The sequence below is a fragment of the Corynebacterium sp. sy017 genome (genome assembly GCF_017918135.1).
In the GTDB taxonomy this organism is placed as follows: Bacteria; Actinomycetota; Actinomycetes; order Mycobacteriales; family Mycobacteriaceae; genus Corynebacterium.
In genome coordinates this window covers 55,390-74,784 of sequence record NZ_RZUE01000003.1, presented here as the reverse complement: position 1 = coordinate 74,784, position 19,395 = coordinate 55,390, and the positions used below count along the sequence as shown (strand labels likewise).

Below are 19,395 nucleotides of genomic sequence, written 5' to 3'. Positions count from 1 at the left end.
TAGCCAACTAACGAACACTGATTCGTCATAAGAACACTACTCATAATGAGGCGGTTGTTCTCTACGATAAAAATCGATGCTGTGTGGGGCACCCTCTGCAGCAGATTCGCCATCATAAGCGTCGTCTAATGCGACATACCGCCTACTGTCATAGTCATCAACACTCACCTGTGTATCGTCAGCTTGACGATCATAATCACTATCTGCCAGACGAACTACCCTACGTCGCTTATGTGTACCATGCTTATTCATAAATTTTCTGGTTTCTACTGCGCATCAGTCCATCGTCGAATAGCGTAATTGGTCAATGAGATGGTGTACCAGTGGCATAAGCGTTGCCATACCATCACGAATAGCAGCACGTGAAGCAGCAAGATTCACAACGACAGTCGATCCAGAGACTCCTGACACGCCTCTTGAGGTACAAGCGTCTACTGCCCCACAGGCTAATCCCGATGAGCGCAATGCCTGAGCAATGCCTGGAACATCGTGATCGAGTAATTCTTGAGTTACTTGTGGAGTTTTGTCCCTAGGCCCTACGCCGGTACCACCAACAGTCAGGACAAGATCCACTCCTCCAATCACAGCTGTTTCAATTGCTTTTCTGATTTGAGAACGCTTATTCTTGACCATCACTGTTCCGTCGACGACGAATCCGCCTTCTGCTAGTAATTCAGCACAGACCCGATCGGTGTCTTTCCCCGAGCCAATAATGTGATCGCTCACTAACACCACTAAGGCTCGACGTGGAGTTACTACAGCATCTTGTTGTGCTTCATTAGTTTGGAAGAATGAAGCGTCTGGCTCTTGTTCCTCCAAATTAGCTAAATAAGATTCTGTGGTACGAAGATCATGCGAATCATCATTATTGGCGCGGATACTCATCTGATTCCTTCTCAGTTGCTCAGCGAGGGATACTTTTAGTCTTTGTATGCCAATCTACTCGCTTGTAAGAGTAAGCTCCACATCACGAGGATTATTTCCTTGCTCATCAGCAACTGTAAGAGTAATTTTTTCACCAAAATCGCTACTACGCACTGCAGCGATAAGCGCATCTGCACTGTCTATCCGCTTACCATTCATCGCGGTAATAATTTCGCCAGCCTTCAATTTTGCTTTCTCACCTGGCCCACCGCTACTTACCTCAGCAATAACTGCACCAGCAACAGGCGAATTAGGCAATACCTGAATACCAATCATTGGTTGTGTTGCCTGCCCAGTTTCAATTAATTGCGTTGCTACTCGTCGCGCAAAATTAGCAGGAATAGCAAAACCAATACCAATTGAACCTGCTTCATTGCTTGCCGTACTTGTAGAAGCAATGACCGAGTTCATCCCAATGATATTGCCATTCATATCCACCAGAGGACCACCTGAGTTACCCATATTGATGGCTGCGTCGGTTTGGATTGCGTCGATAAGCGATGATTGTCCAGTTTCAGTTCCGCCGGCACGTACTGGTCGGTTAAGCGCTGACACAATGCCTGAGGTAACCGTAGCGGATAGTCCTAGTGGCGATCCGACAGCAACCACTTCCTGCCCGACGGCAACAGAATCAGAGTCGCCAAAGCTAATTGTTGGCAAGCCAGAGGCATCTTTCATTTTGATGACTGCGACATCTGTATTTGGGTCGCCTGCAACTAATTCTGCGTCATATTCTGTGCCATCATTAAGGGAAACAGTAATTTTTGCTTGAGTATTTTTAGCAGCATCAATCACATGGTTATTGGTTAATACATAACCATCTTCAGAAATGATAGAACCTGATCCCTCACCCATTTGGTTTTGGGTAGTAACGCGGATTGATACCACCGAAGGCAATACTTTTGCTGATACAGCTTCAACGGAACCAGGTGTGGCATTCGCAGATACTTGCTTAGCGTCTTTTGTATCTGATGATTGTTTTAGATTAGCGACAACATTACTGTGGTCATCTGAGCTTTGGGTATTGTGCGCAACATAAACCCCAGTGATAGTACCAGCAGAAATAGCTGCGACAAGCGAGAGAGCCAATGCAGTGGTAAGTCCTACTGAGCGTTTTTTCTTAGGCTCAGAAGCCATTGCTGGTGTTTGAGAAAATTGCTGAGCGTGTTGGTTGTCATACCAAGATGAACGCGTTGTGTAGAAACTTGTTGTTGGATTTTGACTGGACTGAGTTGCTTGCCCCGCTTGTGGAGGTTGAAAAGAGCTTGTGGTGTGCGCACCTGGATATGTGTTAAAACTTTGTGTTTCCTCTGCACTTGTGTTTCCTTGTGCATTTGGTGATGTAGTGGATGTTGGATGAGCATTACCATTTTGGGCAGCAGTATTAGTGTCATTGGTATTGTGCCCTGAGAAAAAAGGAGAATTATTTTCGTTCATGACAATTACTATGCTCCTTTACACTGAGTTATATCTATATTTCGTCTGTCAATTTCATGTGAAAAACTGGGAGTTTGCTGAGTGTCCCAGGCATGCATACTATTAACGCTTTGCTTGACTTATTTTCTCCAATTGAGCTGCAGTCTGTGCCCCCGGCAGGATAACGCTCATCTTCGTTCCGCCGTCTTCTGATTCCATTGCACTAATTGTGCCCCCATGCCGTAGAATCGCCTGCTTCACAATTGCCAACCCCAACCCTGAGCCTGGCGTCGAACGTGCTTGAACAGAACGGAAAAAACGCTCGAATACTTTTTCTCTGTCTTCCACTGGGATGCCTGGCCCAGAATCAGATACCGTAATCTCCACGCTGTGCGCAGACACTGGTGTCATAGCAATACGAACACAACCATCCTGTGGTGACCATTTTGCAGCATTATCCATGAGGTTGAGGATTGCACGCTCTAGACCATGAGAATCACCGTCTAGATACCATTTAATGGTATTCACAGTGAACTCGATGTCTGGTCGGCGTCTGCGTACTCTATCCAATGCACGATCAATCACACGTGACATTTCCACTTCTTCCAACACTGTTGGCGGTGCATCATCACGCGCAAGATCTACGAGATCGCCAATAAGCGTAGATAATTCTTCCATCTGCGCCATCACGTCATGTTCAATTGCAGCTCTATCTTCTGCGCTCATATGCTGCGCGCTACCTGAGCGTTGCATCATCATCAACAGCTCGATATTGGTTCGCATAGAGGTCAAGGGAGTTTTGAGTTCATGGCCTGCATTTGCTACCAATTCAGCTTGCCGACGTCGTGACTGCTCTAAAGCATGCAACATATCATTAAAACTATGGGTAAGCATGGCGAGCTCGTCGTTTCCCACCACTTCGATAGGAGTTAGCTCATCTGTCTTGCGCACTCGATTAACCGCCATATGTAATCTACGCACTGGACGTAAACCAGAAGTAGCAACGATTCTACCGATGATAATCGCAAAGAAAACCCCAACTAAACCAACGATCAGTAATGAAAAACCTAATAAGGTAATGAGTTGATTTGTACTTGACATATCACGCGCAATAATGACTGTAGCACCGGTAGCATTTGTCTGTGATAACACACGTTCACCATTAACAGTGGCGACTAAATATCCTTTATCAGTTCTGTTTTTCTCAGATAACTGTGGAATATCGTCGCCAACAGCAAAGTTAGAACCAGGCATGATGATTGAAACGCGAATATCGGAATTATATTCGCGGAAAACATCTATTTTATCTTGCACATTGGCATATAGATAAGGATCAATTGTCTGCTGTAATAGTGCCTGCGCGCTTTGCTCAAGATCCTTATCCACCGAATCTTTCAGAGCTGCTGAAATAGTCCAATAGGCGACAACAGTCATACCACCAACAACCACTGCCACCATAGCAGCAGTGAGCACTGTAATACGCCAACGCAGCGAACCACGATTATCAAAGGCTTTATCTTTGACAGATAAAGCATCTCCTAGCTTCCCGCCGGGGAAAGCCACATGGTGTGCTGGGCGTCGGAGTATCACGATACAGTGTCTCTCATATCCCTCAGGACGTATCCCACACCGCGCACAGTATGAATCAAACGTGGTTCATCTTTAGCTTCTGTTTTTTTGCGCAGATAACCAATATAAACCTCGAGTGCATTCCCAGTGGCAGAAAAGTCGTATCCCCATACTTCTTCTAAAATTTTTGCCCGAGACAGCACTGTTTCCGGATTTTCAAGGAGAAGTTGCAACAATGCAAACTCAGTGCGGGTCAAATCAATGCTACGGCCTTCTCGACGAACTTCCCTAGTCGCCGTATTGAGATATAAGCCCTTAAAGTGAAATTCTTCAGCAGGTGTGTCCAAAGAATCTGCTGCTGCACGACGCAAAAGCGAGCGTACACGAGCAAGTAATTCTTCCAGAGCAAAAGGCTTAGGCAGATAATCATCTGCCCCAGCATCTAATCCTGCAACTCTATCAGCAACGCCATCACGCGCTGTGAGCATAAGAATCGGACGATCATTGCCTCTGCTGCGTAGAGTACGACATACTTCCAGCCCATCCATGCGAGGCATCATCACGTCAAGAATAACAAGACCTGGTTGCTCTTTTTCGATCACGCTGAGTGCCTCTTGCCCATCTTCGGCAAGAAAGACATCATAGCCGTTAAAAGCTAAAGAACGTCTCAGTGATTCACGCACTGCCTGTTCATCATCTACTACAACAATTTTCATGTCACCAATACTGCCTTGTTTTCCTTTATCGTTGCTTAGCAGAGTATATGAAAATAATGTGAATATATATTTCGCTTGTTTTTCCTGGGAAAATAACTACCAAATGGGTGTAGTGGAAACTGTATTCATTACCATGATACAACCGCGTTCATGAAAAAAGGCTTATAGAACCTCATAGGTTCTATAAGCCCCGTAATTAATCGTCTATCCCTGCATAGGATTAGAACTGCTCAACCTCTACAAGACCAAGGCGAGCTGCTTTAACAAGACGACGTGGAATGCGCACAGTCTGACCGTCGATAGTCACTTCTTGCAAAGCAGGGTTATCTGCTTTCCACTGTGAACGACGAGCATGAGTGTTTGCACGGGACATACGACGCTTTGGTACTGCCATGTCTGTTCCTCCTTAGTTTCTTTAAGCCTGTGTCTTCTTCTTGCGACGAGCCATGCCACCGAAACGACGCTGGAACTTCTCAACGCGACCAGCGGTATCCATAACACGCTGTGCACCAGACCAGAATGGATGAGACTCGCTTGTAACATCAACAACGATCAATGGGTACTCATTGCCGTCTTCCCACTCAACAGTACGCTTAGAGGTAGCAGTAGAACGGGTGAGGAACTGATAACCAGTACCTGCATCACGGAAGACTACTGGATGGTAGTCAGGATGAATGTCCTTTTTCATAAACTCGATTCCCTCAGGATTGACACTTTAGGTCGCTTCACCTCAATAGCAACAGCAAAATCGGTGATCGTGCCTAAGTTGGGCTCGGATATTTCTTAAAACTTAGCCATAGCCTGTACCAAAGCTGAATCAACAACTTTAAGTCAGCGCTTTTATGACAACCCCAAAGACATTACACCAAAAGGAAGAAAAATAAAAATAAGCAAGCATTGCCATTAAGAAACTATTAGAGAAAAAGACCGTCAAAGAGCACGATTAGGTTTTTTTACAAAAAACAGGTATGGTTGTCCATTGCTGTTGTCGAAAAATGTTCGTATATCGCTCCGTCAGCTGGCGTGACTGTAAATCTGCATTCAACAAGGCACTATGTGTCCATATACTTTTTGCAGGTGTATCTAGTCTAACTAGCATGAACGTGGGCGGCTAGGAGAAAGAAACCCATGTCGGCTATTTGCCAGGTAACGGGACGTCAGCCGTCTTACGGCAAGTCTGTCTCACACTCGCACCGACGTACTTCACGCCGTTGGAATCCCAACGTGCAGCGTCGGAAGTTTTACCTCCCATCTGAGGGACGTACCATCACTCTGAATGTATCCACCAAGGGTCTTAAGGTTATTGACCGCGATGGCATTGAAGCTGTTGTCGCAAAGATCCGTGCACGCGGGGAGAAGATCTAAAGATGGCACGTAATGATGTTCGTCCAATTATCAAATTGAAGTCCACTGCGGGCACCGGTTACACCTATGTGACCCGTAAGAATAAGCGTAACAACCCAGATCGCATCACTCTGAAGAAATACGATCCAGTGGTACGCAAGCACGTCGAATTCCGCGAGGAGCGATAATCTATGGCTAAAAAGTCTAAAATCGCCAAGAACGAGCAACGTAAGGAAATCGTCGCACGCTATGCGCAGCGTCGTAACGAGCTCAAGGCAATCATTAAAAACCCAAACACTTCTGACGAAGATCGCCTCGATGCTCAGTTCGAGCTGAATCGCCAGCCACGCAATGCATCACCTGTTCGCGTTCGTAACCGTGACTCCCATGATGGACGTCCTCGCGGTTATCTTCGTAAGTTCGGTGTTTCCCGTGTCCGTATGCGCGAGATGGCTCACCGTGGTGAGCTTCCTGGCGTTCGTAAATCAAGCTGGTAATTCTTAGGAGTTTTCAATGAAACGCACTAATGTCAAGAAGGCGCGGATTGAACAATCCCGTCGCCCTAAGAAGAACCCTCTCAAGGCTGCAGGAATCGACAAGGTTGATTACAAAGACATCAACACTCTTCGTCAATTCATTTCTGACCGCCACAAGATCCGTTCTCGTCGTGTTACTGGTCTGACCCCGCAGCAGCAGCGTCAGGTAGCAACCGCCGTTAAGAACGCTCGCGAGATGGCTCTCCTGCCGTTCACCAGCCGTTAATTCAACGGGGTGAACATCCCGCTGTCAGTTTTTCTATTTCTGACTGGCGATAACAGCGTACAGCGCTTATTCTGCAAAGGAATAGGCGCTGTATATTTTTGTAGATCTTCACTTACCTCGCAGAAAGCAATATCGTGTTACACCCTTCATTGCTCGAATTAGCTACACAAGCCCCCTTGTGCAATGACATACCCACCGTTCGTGGTGTTCTAGCAGAGTCACAAGAACTGATGCGTAATGCCATTGAACATGGCGAAGCCCCCCAAGAACTCACTCAGTGGTTTTCTTCACTTATCAAGGATATTTTCCGTTCACCAGCAATTCGTAATCTCAGCAATAACGGTGATAGCAAAGCAAATATCTTATTCACTGGTGCCATAAGCAGAGGCGACGCACTGCCCTCTTCTGAGATTATCTGGCTCAATGTGGCCCAAGAAACTAATGGCACACAGGCAAATAAGCAAAAGCAACTGCGTTCTTTACTCAAAGAAGCTGAGCTACAGGTTGGCTCTCTTAAAAAGACAAAAGGCGCAACGGAATTCTTATCCCAGCAACAATGGGAAAACTATATCGAGAAGAATAAAAACAATATCCAGGCTCACGAATTAGCTTATTATTGCGATGCTGGTGATTGGTTACTACAACACGCACAGCAACATATCGACCCACGTATTCTCCTCGTTGATGCTATTTCTCAGCGCCCACCAGCCTTGAGCAAAACGCTTACGGGTCTTCCTGACAAAGATACTTATATTGATATTCGCAAGGATCTACTCCACGTCATCATTGCGCTTGCACGTTGGGCAGGAATGGCCGCGCAAAGCCCACATACTGCAACACTTAATCGTATTGATGATGCAAAAGCAGCCGGAGTGCTCTCTGACCTGCAATCTGATTATCTTCGTGAAGCATGGCACGCAGGTTTGCAATTGCAAATGAACCGCTGGGCTAACAGAGTGCATAACAATGCCACTACTCCTGAGGCATTATCAGCCATTCAGCGCAGTACCTTTGGTGCTGCATCTCGCTTGGTAGCTGATGTTGCTCGGTCACTTGCTCATGAGCATAACATTGAAATCTGACTCAGGAATCGAACACAGAAATCTGAATCATTTTACAACTGTCCTTAGATAAAATAACGTGGTTATTCTGTATAACACTTTGTATAATCAGCCATACCGCGTGTATCCGTACTCAATCAAACAGAAAAGAGGTGCCAGAAACCTATGGCGGGAGCAGTAGGTCGTCCTCGAAAGAAAAGCCCTCGACGTCGTGGTAATACCGCACGTGAAGAGATATTGGATGCATCAGCAGAACTATTTACTACCCAAGGTTTCGCGAGCACTTCCACCCATCAAATCGCTGATGCTGTCGGCATTCGCCAGGCATCACTCTACTATCATTTTCCATCAAAGACTGAGATTTTCCTCACTCTGCTTAATTCCACAGTCTTGCCTTCCACAGAACTAGCTGAGTGGCTCGGAGAAGCAGAAGCAAATGCACCACTGCGATTATGGGCTCTCACAGCAGCTGAATCTAGGCTGTTGCTTTCTACTCGGTGGAACGTCGGTAGGCTCTATCAACTCCCAGTTGCTGCTTCGCCTGAGTTTGCGGACTACCATGCTTTGCGCGCACAGTTGCAGCAGATTTTCCGTGCTCTAGCAGTTGAGATCGTCGGTGATGAGGATCCGCGGGTAGATTTGCCTTTCCACATCGCCCTTTCAGTAATTGAAATGCGCAATAACGATGGCACCATCCCAGAACAGCTTTTAGAAGACTCGCTACCTGATACTTCCATCATGCTTGCCGACGCTGTTCTCAATGTTTTGGGAGCACCACTGCCAGAAAACCGTGTATCGCGCACTCTTGATCTCATTGCGCAAATGGCAGAAAAACAACAATAGCAGCATAAATATCTGTTTATTGCATGCGGCTGAGCAATATATGCGCCTGTTTAATCAATGGCGCATCAACCATTTCTCCATCAAGCTGAAATGCGCCAGGATGCTGCTTCGATTCAGCTACTACGCGTTGTGCCCATGCTACCCGTTCTGGTGACGGGGCAAATGCCTTACGCACAATAGGTACTTGACGTGGATGAATGCACGGAAATGCATTGAATCCGCTTCGTGCTGAATCGAGAGCTTCACGATAGAGTCCCTCATCATCAGAAAAGTCTTGATAAACCGCGTCAAGAGCAAATTTATCGTAAGCTGCTGCATACATAAGCGTCTGCACCCTAGCATATGTCATCGTGTCACGGTACATACCAGTGTGTGATTCATCATTTTTATACCTCGAATGCAGTCCACCAAGTTCAATGGTGAGATCATCAGCACCCCAATATAAACCAATCACACGAGGATCTGCCGCAATAGTGCCAATGTTGAGAATTGCTTGGGGCGTCTCAATAATAGGGACGATCTCTAGCCCCTCGCCTAGCGTCTCTGGAAGTGCTTCACGAATTTTTGGCACAATAATTTTTGTGTACCGCGTAGTGCGCACAAAATCGAGATCATCTTTGTGATTGTCGTCTTGAGGACCAACAATACGGATGAACGTACGCTCAGGATCTAATTGTGCGTCACGGATATTTTGATAGGCACGCGGACGATCAATATCACCAGCACCATCTTCAAGATCAAGAATCACTACGTCAGCACGCTCTGCGGCTTTGGGGATAATATCAGCACGATTAGCAGGAGCGAATAAAAAAGCTACACCAGGTACATATCTACTCATACCCTCTAACTCTAGTGAGGTCGTCGGCAGCTTCGCTTGGTTTTCTGTGAAAATAAAACACTCCCCAACGTCGAGAGTTATACTATGCGCTCTCAAATTTGGGGAGTGTCTGTTTTTCTTAGGAATTAGTGTGCAAAGTGGCGTGATCCAGTGAGATACATGGTGATACCAGCGGCATTAGCTGCCTCAATAACCTCAGCATCACGAATAGATCCACCTGGCTGCACCACTGCCGTTACTCCTGCGTCGGCAAGCACTTGGAAACCATCAGCAAATGGGAAGAAAGCATCAGAAGCGGCAACGGCTCCGTTAGCGCGTTCTGCGTCTCCTGCTAGGGAATTAGCGCGCTCCACAGCAAGTTTAGCCGCATCAACACGATTAACCTGCCCCATACCAACGCCAACAGTTGCCCCATCTTTGGCTAACAAAATGGCATTAGATTTCACCGCACGCACTGCACGCCATGCAAACTCTAGTTCGCGCAGTAGCGCCTCATCTGCAGGCTCCCCAGCTGCAAGAGTCCACTGATCTGGTGCGTCACCCGGCGCGTCGATAAGATCACGCTGCTGCACCAGGACACCACCAGAAATTTCCCGCCGTTCGACACCAATTTTTTCTGGCTGTGGTGCTTGTAGGATGCGGATATTTTTCTTCTGGGACAACACGTCAATTGCACCTTGCTCATAAGAAGGAGCAACAATAACCTCAGTAAAAATCTCTGCTACTTGCTGTGCCATCTCCACGGTGACTTCACGATTAGCAGCAATAACGCCACCAAAAGCAGAAACTGGATCACAAGCGTGCGCATTGCGATGTGCCGCAGCAATAGACTCATCCGAGATAGCGATACCACAAGGATTAGCATGCTTAATGATTGCTACACACGGTTGCTCATGGTCCCAAGCAGCACGCCAAGCAGCATCGGAATCAGTGTAATTGTTATATGACATCTCTTTACCGTGGAATTGTTTAGCGCCAGCTAAACCAGTGCCATCACTGTATAGTGCTGCACTTTGGTGAGGGTTTTCCCCATAACGCAGTTGATGAGCGCGCTTATAAGAACTACCAATCCATTCCGGATATTCTTCATTAGTTGTGTCTACCTGGCTGCTCATCCATGTTGCCACTGCAACATCATAGGATGCTGTGTGTCGATATGCCTCTACCGCAAGCATACGACGTTGCTCCAGAGTAAAACCACCATGAGTTAATGCTTCTTGCACCAGATCATAACGAGCTGGATCCACAACCACACCAACAGATGGGTGATTCTTTGCAGCCGCACGCACCATAGATGGGCCACCAATATCTATTTGCTCAACACAAGCGTCAAAATCTGCACCTGAGGCAACAGTTTCTGTAAAAGGATAAAGATTGACTACAACGAGCTCAAATGGCGATACCCCAAGTTCTTCTAGTTGGGCTAGGTGCTCGCTTTTACGAGTGTCTGCCAAAATACCAGCGTGTACTCGAGGATGTAGTGTTTTTACTCGTCCTTCGAGGCATTCAGGAAAACCAGTCAGCTCTTCTACTCGAGTTACTGCAATGCCTAGTTCCGCAATTTTGGCAGCAGTGGATCCGGTAGAAACGATTTCTACCCCTGCTTTATCCAAGGCTTGTGCTAAATCAGCCAAACCTGTTTTGTCATATACGCTCACCAAAGCGCGTTTGATTGCTCTCATGCCATCACTCATACGTGAAACGACACCTCTTCTATCTCATTCTCTGCACCCATGACCACGACTGCAGAGTTTAATACTGACACAATGAGTCTACGCTCTACTTGTTTAATTCGCTCATGGAGTGTGTGCTCGTCCTCACCAGCAACGATATTCACTGCTTCTTGCGCGATAATTTCACCCGTATCTACCCCATCATCAACAAAATGCACTGTAGAACCGGTCACTTTTACGCCATACGTCAAGGCATCTCTTACCGCATGAGCACCTGGGAACGCCGGCAAAAGAGCGGGGTGAGTATTGATAATGCGGCCACCAAACTGCGCAAGAAAGTTTGCTCCCAGGATTTTCATAAAACCTGCACAGACAACCAAGACAGGATCAAAAGCTGCTACGACAGCAGCAAGTTCACTATTCCATTCTTCCCTATCAGCCCCGTGTGCTAATGCTACGCAGGCTGTAGGGATACTAGCGTCTTTAGCCCTGGTGAGCGCGGTACAAGGAACATCACTAACAACACCAACTATGCGATATGTTCCTTGGGGTTGAGCGTCGATAAGCGCTTGCAGAAGTGTGCCAGATCCTGAGGCGAGTACCACTATCGGTATTTTGTGCTCATTCTGGGAGGTTTTTTCAGTGCTCGTCACTCTGTGTATTGTAACTTGTTGATTGGCTAAGGTCACTTTTGTGATTCTGGTGTCTGCTCTACCGGTGTTTGTTCAGGTAAAGCCTCCGCGTGCTTTTCGACGTCCTGCTCATGTTCATGGGCAGCAATCGCCTCAGCGTTCTCAGTGTTCTCAGTATTGTCAGTTTCTGCTGTTTCCTCTGTATTCTCTATTTCCTTAGCAAGATCATTTTCGGTATCTGTTGTATCTGCTCTATCTTCAGCATCTATTGCAGACGTGGCACTGTCGTCATTAGCATCATTGACATCATTGCCATCATTGTCGCCACCAGATATATCATCGTCCACATTCTGAGCTATATCTTCTGTGTCTTCTCTATCTGTTATATCTGTAGCTGCTACACCTGGTTCCACCTCCTCATCCTGAGTACCAGGCTCATCGTGTATATCAGAAACGCTGTGACGACTTCTCACAAACCGTATGGTCGCTGCGATCAAAGCAATAACGCCTATCCACAGGGTTACTAATCCTGTACTCAGCCATAAACGAGGACCAACGAATTCATAGACACCTAGTTGTCCGCTAGCAAGATAACTGAATATGAGGAAATTAAACGCACCAAAAATAATAATGAATCCAGCTTGCCTAAAGTTAGGGATATTTTTATAAATACTCATTATTGAGGCAAAGAAAGGAATAACCATGAGTGCTACTGCCCAATCCGGAATGGCAGCAGGGATAGCACTAAGGAGAGGCAGTGGTGGAAGCGGAACTAAATTAAGTCCGAATAACGACAAGGTTGCCTGCCCAAATACTACTTCGGAACCACACAACACAGCCATTGTTGCAATAAGTACATTGGGTAAATAAAGAATACTGATACCAATTGCAGCAATTTTTCCAGGTGCTGTGGGATACAATGCGAGCGTGTCACCAACCGAGGCATAATGCGCCCCAAGGCTGATCGCATACACAATTGCCGCAGCAAGACACAAACGAAGCAGCACTTTTACAGCGAGAACAAATGCATCAACAATTTCTTCAGGAAAACCGAACCGACGCATCAGAGCACGCCAAAGCCTCGTGCCCATGCCCCATGTCATAGCAATGAAATGTACAAGAACAGTACGAAGCACTGCCAGCAATACTGGTGGACTACTCAGATCATAGACCGCAGCGGCGTCGAAAAGCATGGCACACGCAGTTAAAGTTATCAGTAACGGAATACCGAAAACACATAGAGTGAGCACACCAAGATCTGCGATACTTACTCGGTCTTTCACAATGCGATGCACCGCACGCGAGACTGCCCACATCAGCGCCAAAGTCGGCAACAAAGGCAGATATTCAATCATTTGTCCACGGCCAACAACCGGTCCAGCATTGACTACCAACCAAAATTGAGCGACTGTACTAGGGAAAGCACTCATCGAAGTCGAAGTAGCCAACAGAGCAATTGTGGTAAAGATAATTGCCCCAAGAACAACGCTGAGGCTGGGCACCATAATAATCGGAAAGAAACCACGCACTCGTGATAAGAATGTGGGATCAACCTGAACCTGTTTCGGCTGAGTATTGCGAAAATCAAAAGAACGAACCCTACCACTTGGACGGGTGGAGGAAATCTTCTGCGCTTTCTTATTACCGCGACCGCCAAGACTACTAACAGTTGGTTTACTTTCGCTACGCGGACGACGCACCGGCTCAGAGTATTGTCGTGCAGAAGATTTCTTGCTCATGCCTTCAACTGTGCCACGCATTCAGAGATGACGGTCGATTACACGACGGCAACCATGGGGGAGAAACTTAAGAAAACTTACCTCCACACACTTTTAGCAACTTTAGATAACAATTATTAACAAAAGTTAAAATACACTACACTTGATGGGGGTTTGATGTGGAAAATTTTTTCTAAGCATTGTCCAAGCTCATTGATGTTTTTAACAAAAAGATAAAAAGAAATTTGTTTTTTCAACAAGAAGAGCTTGCCCAATAAGTTAGAAAGCGCTATCGTTACATCTCGAACGATAACAAGTTGGTTACAATATGATTAACCTTCGTAATCTCTTGCTGAATCGGGCTTTGAGACTCAGCATTTCGGCTTATACGAAGCAATAAATCACATTGCCATATGCTACTAGAAGGAAAGTGAAGTTTTATGCAGTCTGCACAACGGACTACTGGCGGAAAACACCGCAAACAAAACACCTCTAGCCTCAAAAATCGTATTTCCCTTATGACTTTGGTAGCCAGTGCTCTTTCTATTTCTGGTGCTACTGGCGCGGCGATTGCACAATCTCACACTAAAACTACAGACAAAGATGCGAAAATCGCTCTTGCTGCTCACGAAGGAGAGGTTGTTGCTGAGGAAGAAACTTCACCACAGATCCTCTCTATTGCCGAGTTTAAGCCAAACACCAACTTAAGCAACCAGCTCACCAAAGCAGTACAGTACAGTGAAGAACGAGCTGTAATTGATGAACTAATCCGCATTCCGAAAGTCACCATCGCTAAACCTGCTGATGGTATCCTCACTACCCTCTTTGAGTTCCGTTGGGGTGCTTTCCACACTGGCATTGATATTGCTAATGCCTCCGGCACACCTATCTACGCAGTCATGGATGGTACTGTTATTGATTCCGGTCCAGCTTCTGGTTATGGTCAGTGGATTCGTATTCGCCACGATGATGGTTCCATCTCTGTATATGGCCATATGGAAACTCTCGACGTCGCCGTGGGCGAGCGCGTAGTTGCTGGACAGCAAATCGCTGGCATGGGCAGCCTTGGATTCTCTACTGGACCACATTTGCACTTTGAGATCCACCCTGATGGATCCACCCCAGCAGATCCTATTGCATGGTTAGAGGAACACGGCGTTTCTTTCTAAACCTTTTCATACAAAAAGGAGCAGTACAGTTGTACTGCTCCTTTTGCGTTATCACACGCATTTCTTCAATGTATGGACTCAGAGTTTTTCCATTGGCACATTACCAATGAGCATGAGACGCACCACTCCTGAGGAACCAAAATCAATTGTTGCTGACATGTACTGCCCCATACCATCAACGGCAGTCACCGTGCCCAACCCGTATTTCTCATGATTAACGCGATCTCCCACCACCACGTGCAACTGGCTTGTTTTAGTAGTGCGCGCAGTATTCGGTCTATGCGATCTCATATTTCCATACGACCCATACGTATTCTGCGTTCGTGGCGTGTTTGGTTGACCATATGACTCATACCAACCACTACGCATTCCGTCTGGTTCTGTTCTGCGCCACTCTAAAAGATCACCAGGTATCTCATCAAGGAAACGAGATTGCGGATTCATTTGAGCATTTCCCCAAGAACTACGCATAATCGCACGAGACAGATATAACTTCCGACGCGCACGTGTTATACCTACATAAGCTAAACGACGCTCCTCTGCCAGTTCTTTTGGATCCCCTAAGGCACGCATATGCGGGAATTGTCCGTCTTCCCAACCTATTAAAAAGACAATCGGAAACTCCAGACCTTTAGCTGTGTGCAGAGTCATTAGTGTCACAACATCTTGTTGCTCATCAGGAAGTTGATCGCTATCAGCAACCAATGACACTTTCTCTAGAAATGCCTGCAAACTGCCAGGAACAGCCTGAGCCTCAGATATATCTGCAATACTTTCCTGCTCAACATATGCCAATTGATTAGCAGCTTCTGCACAAAACTCCCTTGCAACAGACACAAGTTCGTTGAGATTATCTAGACGAGCTGCATCTTGTGGATCATTCGATTGCTCTAGTTCGCTCTTATAGCCGGTACTGTCGAGAATATCGGAAACCATAGCAGCGATATCAGGAAGCTGTGTAAGTTCATGTAGATTCTCTGTAGCTCGTTGCTGTATCCCAGTGAGTAATTCCACAAAACCACTTATTGCCCGAATCGCACGAGTACCTAGCAATGAGACTTTATCAGCGCAGGCATCCAGCAGAGCCTGATAGAGACTGATGCGATTATTCTGCGCATGAAGGCTCAGTAAAGCAAGGGCTTTATCACCGATGCCGCGTCGTGGAGTATTGATAATTCTGCGCAGTGATACTTCATCTTCGGGATTATCAATGAGGCGCAGATAGGCAACTATATCCCGAATTTCTTTACGCTCATAAAAGCGAGTCCCACCAACAACCTTATAAGGAATACCAGAACGAATAAATATCTCTTCAATTGCACGTGAAGAATTATTCGTACGATACATGATCGCTATGTCATTATAATTTGTGCCGTGATCAGACAAGTGATCTATTTCAGTGGCTATGAAACGTGCCTCATCATGTTCATTATCGGCAACATAGCCAATGATCTTCTCACCAGATCCTGCCTCAGTCCAAAGATTTTTCTTTCTACGCTGACTATTTCTCGCAATCACTGCATTTGCAGCGCTAAGGATATTTTGGGTGGAACGATAATTCTGTTCCAACACAATAGTCTGAGCACTAGGGAAATCCCGCTCGAATTCTTCGATATTACGGATCGTAGCGCCACGAAAGGCATAAATAGACTGATCAGAATCACCAACAACACACAGATGGCTTGCCTGTTCCCCTTCCCCTACCAAGGTACGCAATAGGACATACTGAGCATGATTTGTATCTTGATATTCGTCTACTAAAACATGGCGGAAACGACGTCGGTAGTATGCAGCCACATCTGGATTATTCTGCAGAATTGACACAGTTATGGCAATGAGATCATCAAAATCTACAGCATTAGCATCAGCTAAACGACGTTGATACTGCTCATATACTTGCACCACCATGGCTTCATAAGAACCCGCACCCGTCGTTACTTCTGCCTGTGCTTGAGCAACGCTGATGAGATCATTTTTATACTTGGATATTCCCGCTGCAAGCATTCGAGGCGGATACTTTTTGACATCTATGTCAAGATCTTTGGCAATCATTCCCAGCAGACGCTTGGAATCATCAGAATCATAGATAGTAAAATTACTGTTTAGCTGTGGAATCAGTCCTGCTTGCTCCCTAAGAATACGCACACACGTTGAATGGAAGGTAGCCACCCACATACGTTGAGCGATCGGTCCAACAAGTGACTCTACGCGTTCCTTCATCTCCGCAGCAGCCTTATTAGTGAAGGTAATAGCAAGAATCTGACCTGGATGTGCCACTCCTGTATGCATTAAATAGGCAATCCGCCTCGTAAGCACAGCTGTTTTCCCGGAACCAGCACCTGCGACGATAAGCAAAGCTCCACCGTGATATGTCACCGCTTGCTTCTGCTGTTCATTGAGCCCGTCGAGAAGCTCCTCAGCAGAACTTGCTAAGCCCTGATGTGTATGGTCAGTAGTTCTTGCCTGAAAAGGATTATTGTTTACGTATTCATTCATCGTTTCTAACCTACAACGTCTTAGCGACATAGGGGGTTCTTCACCCTACCCCTACCGAATTTTTCGCCTTTTCTTCAAGAAAGTACAGTGCAAAAACCTTGCACGGCTTTAACAATTCCTCTTGCACATGGCACAATAATGAGTATGTCTACTGCTGATAGTTCATCTGAAAAACTCATGCCTACAGGCGTTGATGATGCACTTTCCGATGCGGAAATACAAAAATATCGCTTAGAGATCGATCGCCTCGACCGAGAAATCCTCAGCGCAGTAAAACGACGCGCAGAAATATCACAATTGATTGGCAAAACACGCCTAGGTTCTGGTGGCACAAAACTCGTCCACACTCGCGAAGTAGCAATCATCAACCAATTCCGAGCAGAAATCGGTGAAGAAGGACCAGCTTTAGCACAGTTACTACTGCGCATGGGACGTGGCAAACTCGGCTAATTAACGCTAGCTTGGAAGAAGATAATACAAACCTTTGCTCAACCCCCTCAAGGAGCATCACATGAGCACTGACATCACTTCTCTACCCCAGTGGCACAGACTCACCGATCATTACACTGACATAAAAAATACAACTCTATCTGCGCTTTTCGACGCTGATGCTCAGCGTACACAAAACTTTAGCTATGAAGCAGCCGGTCTTTATATTGATCTGTCTAAAAATCTCATCAACGAGACGACTATTGCATTACTCATTGAGTTAGCCGAGGCAAGAGGATTATCTCAAAAAATCGCTGATATGTTTGCTGGAAAACATATCAACAATACTGAAGATCGCGCAGTGCTCCATACCGCCTTGCGCCTGCCCAAAGATGCTGAGTTGGTCGTCGATAAGCAAAACGTTGTCGCTGATGTGCACGAAGTGCTAGAGAAAATGCGTAACTTTGCCACTGCGCTTAGAACTGGCACTTGGCGCGGTTTCACAGGTCAGCGCATTGATACAGTAGTCAACATTGGCATCGGAGGTTCCGACCTGGGGCCTGCCATGGCCACGCGAGCACTACGCAGTTATGCCACGGCAGGCATTAAGGCACATTTTGTCTCCAACGTCGACCCTGCAGACATCAGTGCAGTGCTTGAGCAATGTAATCCTGAATCTACTGTGTTTATTGTTTCTTCTAAAACCTTTACAACTCAAGAAACACTGGCAAATGCTCATGCTGCTAAGCGTTGGCTGATCAAGAAACTAGGAGATGAGGCGGCTGTAGCAAAGCATTTTGTTGCTGTGTCTACCAACACCGAAAAAGTAGCAGATTTCGGTATTGATACTGCTAATATGTTTGGTTTTTGGAACTGGGTCGGTGGACGCTATTCCATGGATTCCGCTATTGGTTTATCCCTCATGGCAGTCATTGGTCCACAAGATTTTATGCGCCTGCTCGATGGTTTTCATGACATGGATGAGCATTTCGCTCACACAGAACTTGCGCATAATGTTCCTGTACTTATGGGACTATTGGGAGTCTGGTACAACAACTTCTATGGTGCGCAAAGCCACGCAGTGCTCCCCTACAGCCAAGACCTTGGTCGATTCCCTGCCTATTTGCAGCAACTAACTATGGAGTCCAACGGTAAGTCTGTGCATCGTGATGGAACGACAGTAACGCTACAAACAGGAGAGATATTCTGGGGTGAGCCTGGCACAAATGGTCAGCATGCTTTTTTCCAGCTCCTACACCAAGGGACAAAACTTATTCCAGCAGACTTCATCGGTTTCGCCCGCCCACAACAAGACATCCCCACAGCAACAGGCGATGGCAGTATGCATGATTTGCTGATGAGCAATTTTTTTGCACAAACAAAGGTACTTGCCTTTGGTAAGACCGCAGCAGCAATTACTGCTGATGGCGTAGATCCCGCATTAGTACCGCACAAGGTCATGCCAGGTAACCGCCCTACCACTACCATTTTGGCACCAGAACTGAATCCTTATGCTCTGGGGACATTAATTGCTCTATATGAGCATATTGTGTTCGTCGAGGGCGCAATATGGGATATCAATTCCTTTGACCAATGGGGGGTCGAACTCGGAAAACAACAAGCCAATGATTTAGCAGCTGCTGTGAGCGGAAAAGAAAAAGCACAATCTGGCGATAGTTCTACTGATGCGCTTATTGGATGGTATCGAAAACATCGTGATGAGCAGACCAACTAAGCACAAGCTAGGTACATGATAGAACGAGCCCCTATAGGAGAACCCCAAACACCGGGGTTAACTATAGGGG

General features: G+C 46.3%; 21 protein-coding genes. 9 read left to right on the top strand and 12 right to left on the bottom strand.

Going from position 1 to position 19,395, the window contains the following annotated elements; genetic code table 11:
* Positions 1 to 36 precede the first annotated feature (36 nt).
* The 7 genes from EML15_RS06845 to EML15_RS06815 all read right to left on the bottom strand — a co-directional run bounded on the left by EML15_RS06845 (position 37) and on the right by EML15_RS06815 (position 5,313).
* Positions 37 to 252, bottom strand: coding sequence for a hypothetical protein (locus EML15_RS06845; RefSeq protein ID WP_144274315.1), 216 nt, complete (start codon positions 250 to 252; stop codon positions 37 to 39).
* Positions 253 to 276: 24 nt separating this feature from the next.
* Complete coding sequence (locus tag EML15_RS06840) at positions 277 to 885, bottom strand: MogA/MoaB family molybdenum cofactor biosynthesis protein (protein WP_144274313.1); 609 nt, start codon at positions 883 to 885, stop codon at positions 277 to 279.
* Between the two features lie 54 nt (positions 886 to 939).
* Positions 940 to 2,361: a trypsin-like peptidase domain-containing protein gene (locus EML15_RS06835; protein WP_144274311.1), complete on the bottom strand. Its 1,422-nt coding sequence runs from the start codon at positions 2,359 to 2,361 to the stop codon at positions 940 to 942.
* Positions 2,362 to 2,463: 102 nt separating this feature from the next.
* Positions 2,464 to 3,930 (bottom strand): HAMP domain-containing sensor histidine kinase, encoded by a 1,467-nt coding sequence (locus EML15_RS10145; RefSeq protein WP_246846944.1) that lies wholly within the window; start codon positions 3,928 to 3,930, stop codon positions 2,464 to 2,466.
* Positions 3,927 to 4,625, bottom strand: coding sequence for a response regulator transcription factor (locus tag EML15_RS06825; protein WP_144274309.1), 699 nt, complete (start codon positions 4,623 to 4,625; stop codon positions 3,927 to 3,929). The genes EML15_RS10145 and EML15_RS06825 overlap by 4 nt, the downstream gene beginning before the upstream one ends.
* A gap of 220 nt (positions 4,626 to 4,845) precedes the next feature.
* Positions 4,846 to 5,019, bottom strand: coding sequence for a 50S ribosomal protein L32 (gene rpmF, locus EML15_RS06820; RefSeq protein WP_144274307.1), 174 nt, complete (start codon positions 5,017 to 5,019; stop codon positions 4,846 to 4,848).
* Between the two features lie 21 nt (positions 5,020 to 5,040).
* A complete protein-coding gene (locus EML15_RS06815; RefSeq protein ID WP_144274305.1) occupies positions 5,041 to 5,313 on the bottom strand; it encodes a type B 50S ribosomal protein L31 in 273 nt (90 codons plus the stop codon).
* A 440-nt stretch (positions 5,314 to 5,753) separates the two neighbouring features.
* On the opposite strand from EML15_RS06815, the gene rpmB reads away from it, so the two are divergent.
* The 6 genes from rpmB to EML15_RS06785 all read left to right on the top strand — a co-directional run bounded on the left by rpmB (position 5,754) and on the right by EML15_RS06785 (position 8,635).
* Positions 5,754 to 5,990 carry a 50S ribosomal protein L28 gene (gene rpmB / locus EML15_RS06810; protein WP_144274303.1) on the top strand — a complete coding sequence of 79 codons (237 nt, stop codon included), beginning with the start codon at positions 5,754 to 5,756 and terminating at the stop codon, positions 5,988 to 5,990.
* A gap of 2 nt (positions 5,991 to 5,992) precedes the next feature.
* Positions 5,993 to 6,157 (top strand): 50S ribosomal protein L33, encoded by a 165-nt coding sequence (gene rpmG, locus EML15_RS06805; protein ID WP_144274301.1) that lies wholly within the window; start codon positions 5,993 to 5,995, stop codon positions 6,155 to 6,157.
* Positions 6,158 to 6,160: 3 nt separating this feature from the next.
* Positions 6,161 to 6,466 (top strand): 30S ribosomal protein S14, encoded by a 306-nt coding sequence (gene rpsN, locus EML15_RS06800; RefSeq protein ID WP_144274299.1) that lies wholly within the window; start codon positions 6,161 to 6,163, stop codon positions 6,464 to 6,466.
* Between the two features lie 16 nt (positions 6,467 to 6,482).
* Positions 6,483 to 6,731, top strand: a complete 249-nt coding sequence (rpsR, locus tag EML15_RS06795) for a 30S ribosomal protein S18 (protein ID WP_144274297.1) — start codon at positions 6,483 to 6,485, stop codon at positions 6,729 to 6,731.
* A gap of 134 nt (positions 6,732 to 6,865) precedes the next feature.
* A complete protein-coding gene (locus EML15_RS06790; RefSeq protein ID WP_255455991.1) occupies positions 6,866 to 7,813 on the top strand; it encodes a putative nucleotidyltransferase substrate binding domain-containing protein in 948 nt (315 codons plus the stop codon).
* A gap of 144 nt (positions 7,814 to 7,957) precedes the next feature.
* Positions 7,958 to 8,635, top strand: coding sequence for a TetR/AcrR family transcriptional regulator (locus tag EML15_RS06785; RefSeq protein ID WP_144274293.1), 678 nt, complete (start codon positions 7,958 to 7,960; stop codon positions 8,633 to 8,635).
* A 16-nt stretch (positions 8,636 to 8,651) separates the two neighbouring features.
* Here the strand turns inward: EML15_RS06785 and EML15_RS06780 are convergent, their stop codons facing one another.
* From EML15_RS06780 to EML15_RS06765, 4 genes are all read right to left on the bottom strand, one after another.
* Positions 8,652 to 9,473: a CoA ester lyase gene (locus EML15_RS06780; protein WP_144274291.1), complete on the bottom strand. Its 822-nt coding sequence runs from the start codon at positions 9,471 to 9,473 to the stop codon at positions 8,652 to 8,654.
* 125 nt (positions 9,474 to 9,598) lie between these two features.
* Positions 9,599 to 11,167, bottom strand: a complete 1,569-nt coding sequence (gene purH / locus EML15_RS06775) for a bifunctional phosphoribosylaminoimidazolecarboxamide formyltransferase/IMP cyclohydrolase (RefSeq protein WP_144274289.1) — start codon at positions 11,165 to 11,167, stop codon at positions 9,599 to 9,601.
* Complete coding sequence (purN, locus tag EML15_RS06770) at positions 11,164 to 11,799, bottom strand: phosphoribosylglycinamide formyltransferase (protein ID WP_144274287.1); 636 nt, start codon at positions 11,797 to 11,799, stop codon at positions 11,164 to 11,166. The genes purH and purN overlap by 4 nt, the downstream gene beginning before the upstream one ends.
* A gap of 32 nt (positions 11,800 to 11,831) precedes the next feature.
* The gene (locus EML15_RS06765; RefSeq protein ID WP_144274285.1) at positions 11,832 to 13,517 is read right to left on the bottom strand and encodes a DUF6350 family protein; all 1,686 of its coding nucleotides are present in this window, start codon (positions 13,515 to 13,517) and stop codon (positions 11,832 to 11,834) included.
* 419 nt (positions 13,518 to 13,936) lie between these two features.
* On the opposite strand from EML15_RS06765, the gene EML15_RS06760 reads away from it, so the two are divergent.
* A complete protein-coding gene (locus EML15_RS06760) occupies positions 13,937 to 14,665 on the top strand; it encodes a M23 family metallopeptidase (RefSeq protein WP_144274283.1) in 729 nt (242 codons plus the stop codon).
* Between the two features lie 78 nt (positions 14,666 to 14,743).
* On the opposite strand, the gene pcrA is transcribed toward EML15_RS06760, so the two are convergent.
* Positions 14,744 to 17,161: a DNA helicase PcrA gene (gene pcrA / locus EML15_RS06755; RefSeq protein ID WP_144274281.1), complete on the bottom strand. Its 2,418-nt coding sequence runs from the start codon at positions 17,159 to 17,161 to the stop codon at positions 14,744 to 14,746.
* Positions 17,162 to 17,305: 144 nt separating this feature from the next.
* Here pcrA and EML15_RS06750 point away from each other — a divergent pair, with 144 nt between their 5' ends.
* Positions 17,306 to 17,611, top strand: coding sequence for a chorismate mutase (locus EML15_RS06750; RefSeq protein ID WP_144274279.1), 306 nt, complete (start codon positions 17,306 to 17,308; stop codon positions 17,609 to 17,611).
* Between the two features lie 61 nt (positions 17,612 to 17,672).
* Positions 17,673 to 19,325, top strand: a complete 1,653-nt coding sequence (gene pgi / locus EML15_RS06745) for a glucose-6-phosphate isomerase (protein WP_144274277.1) — start codon at positions 17,673 to 17,675, stop codon at positions 19,323 to 19,325.
* Positions 19,326 to 19,395 lie beyond the last annotated feature (70 nt).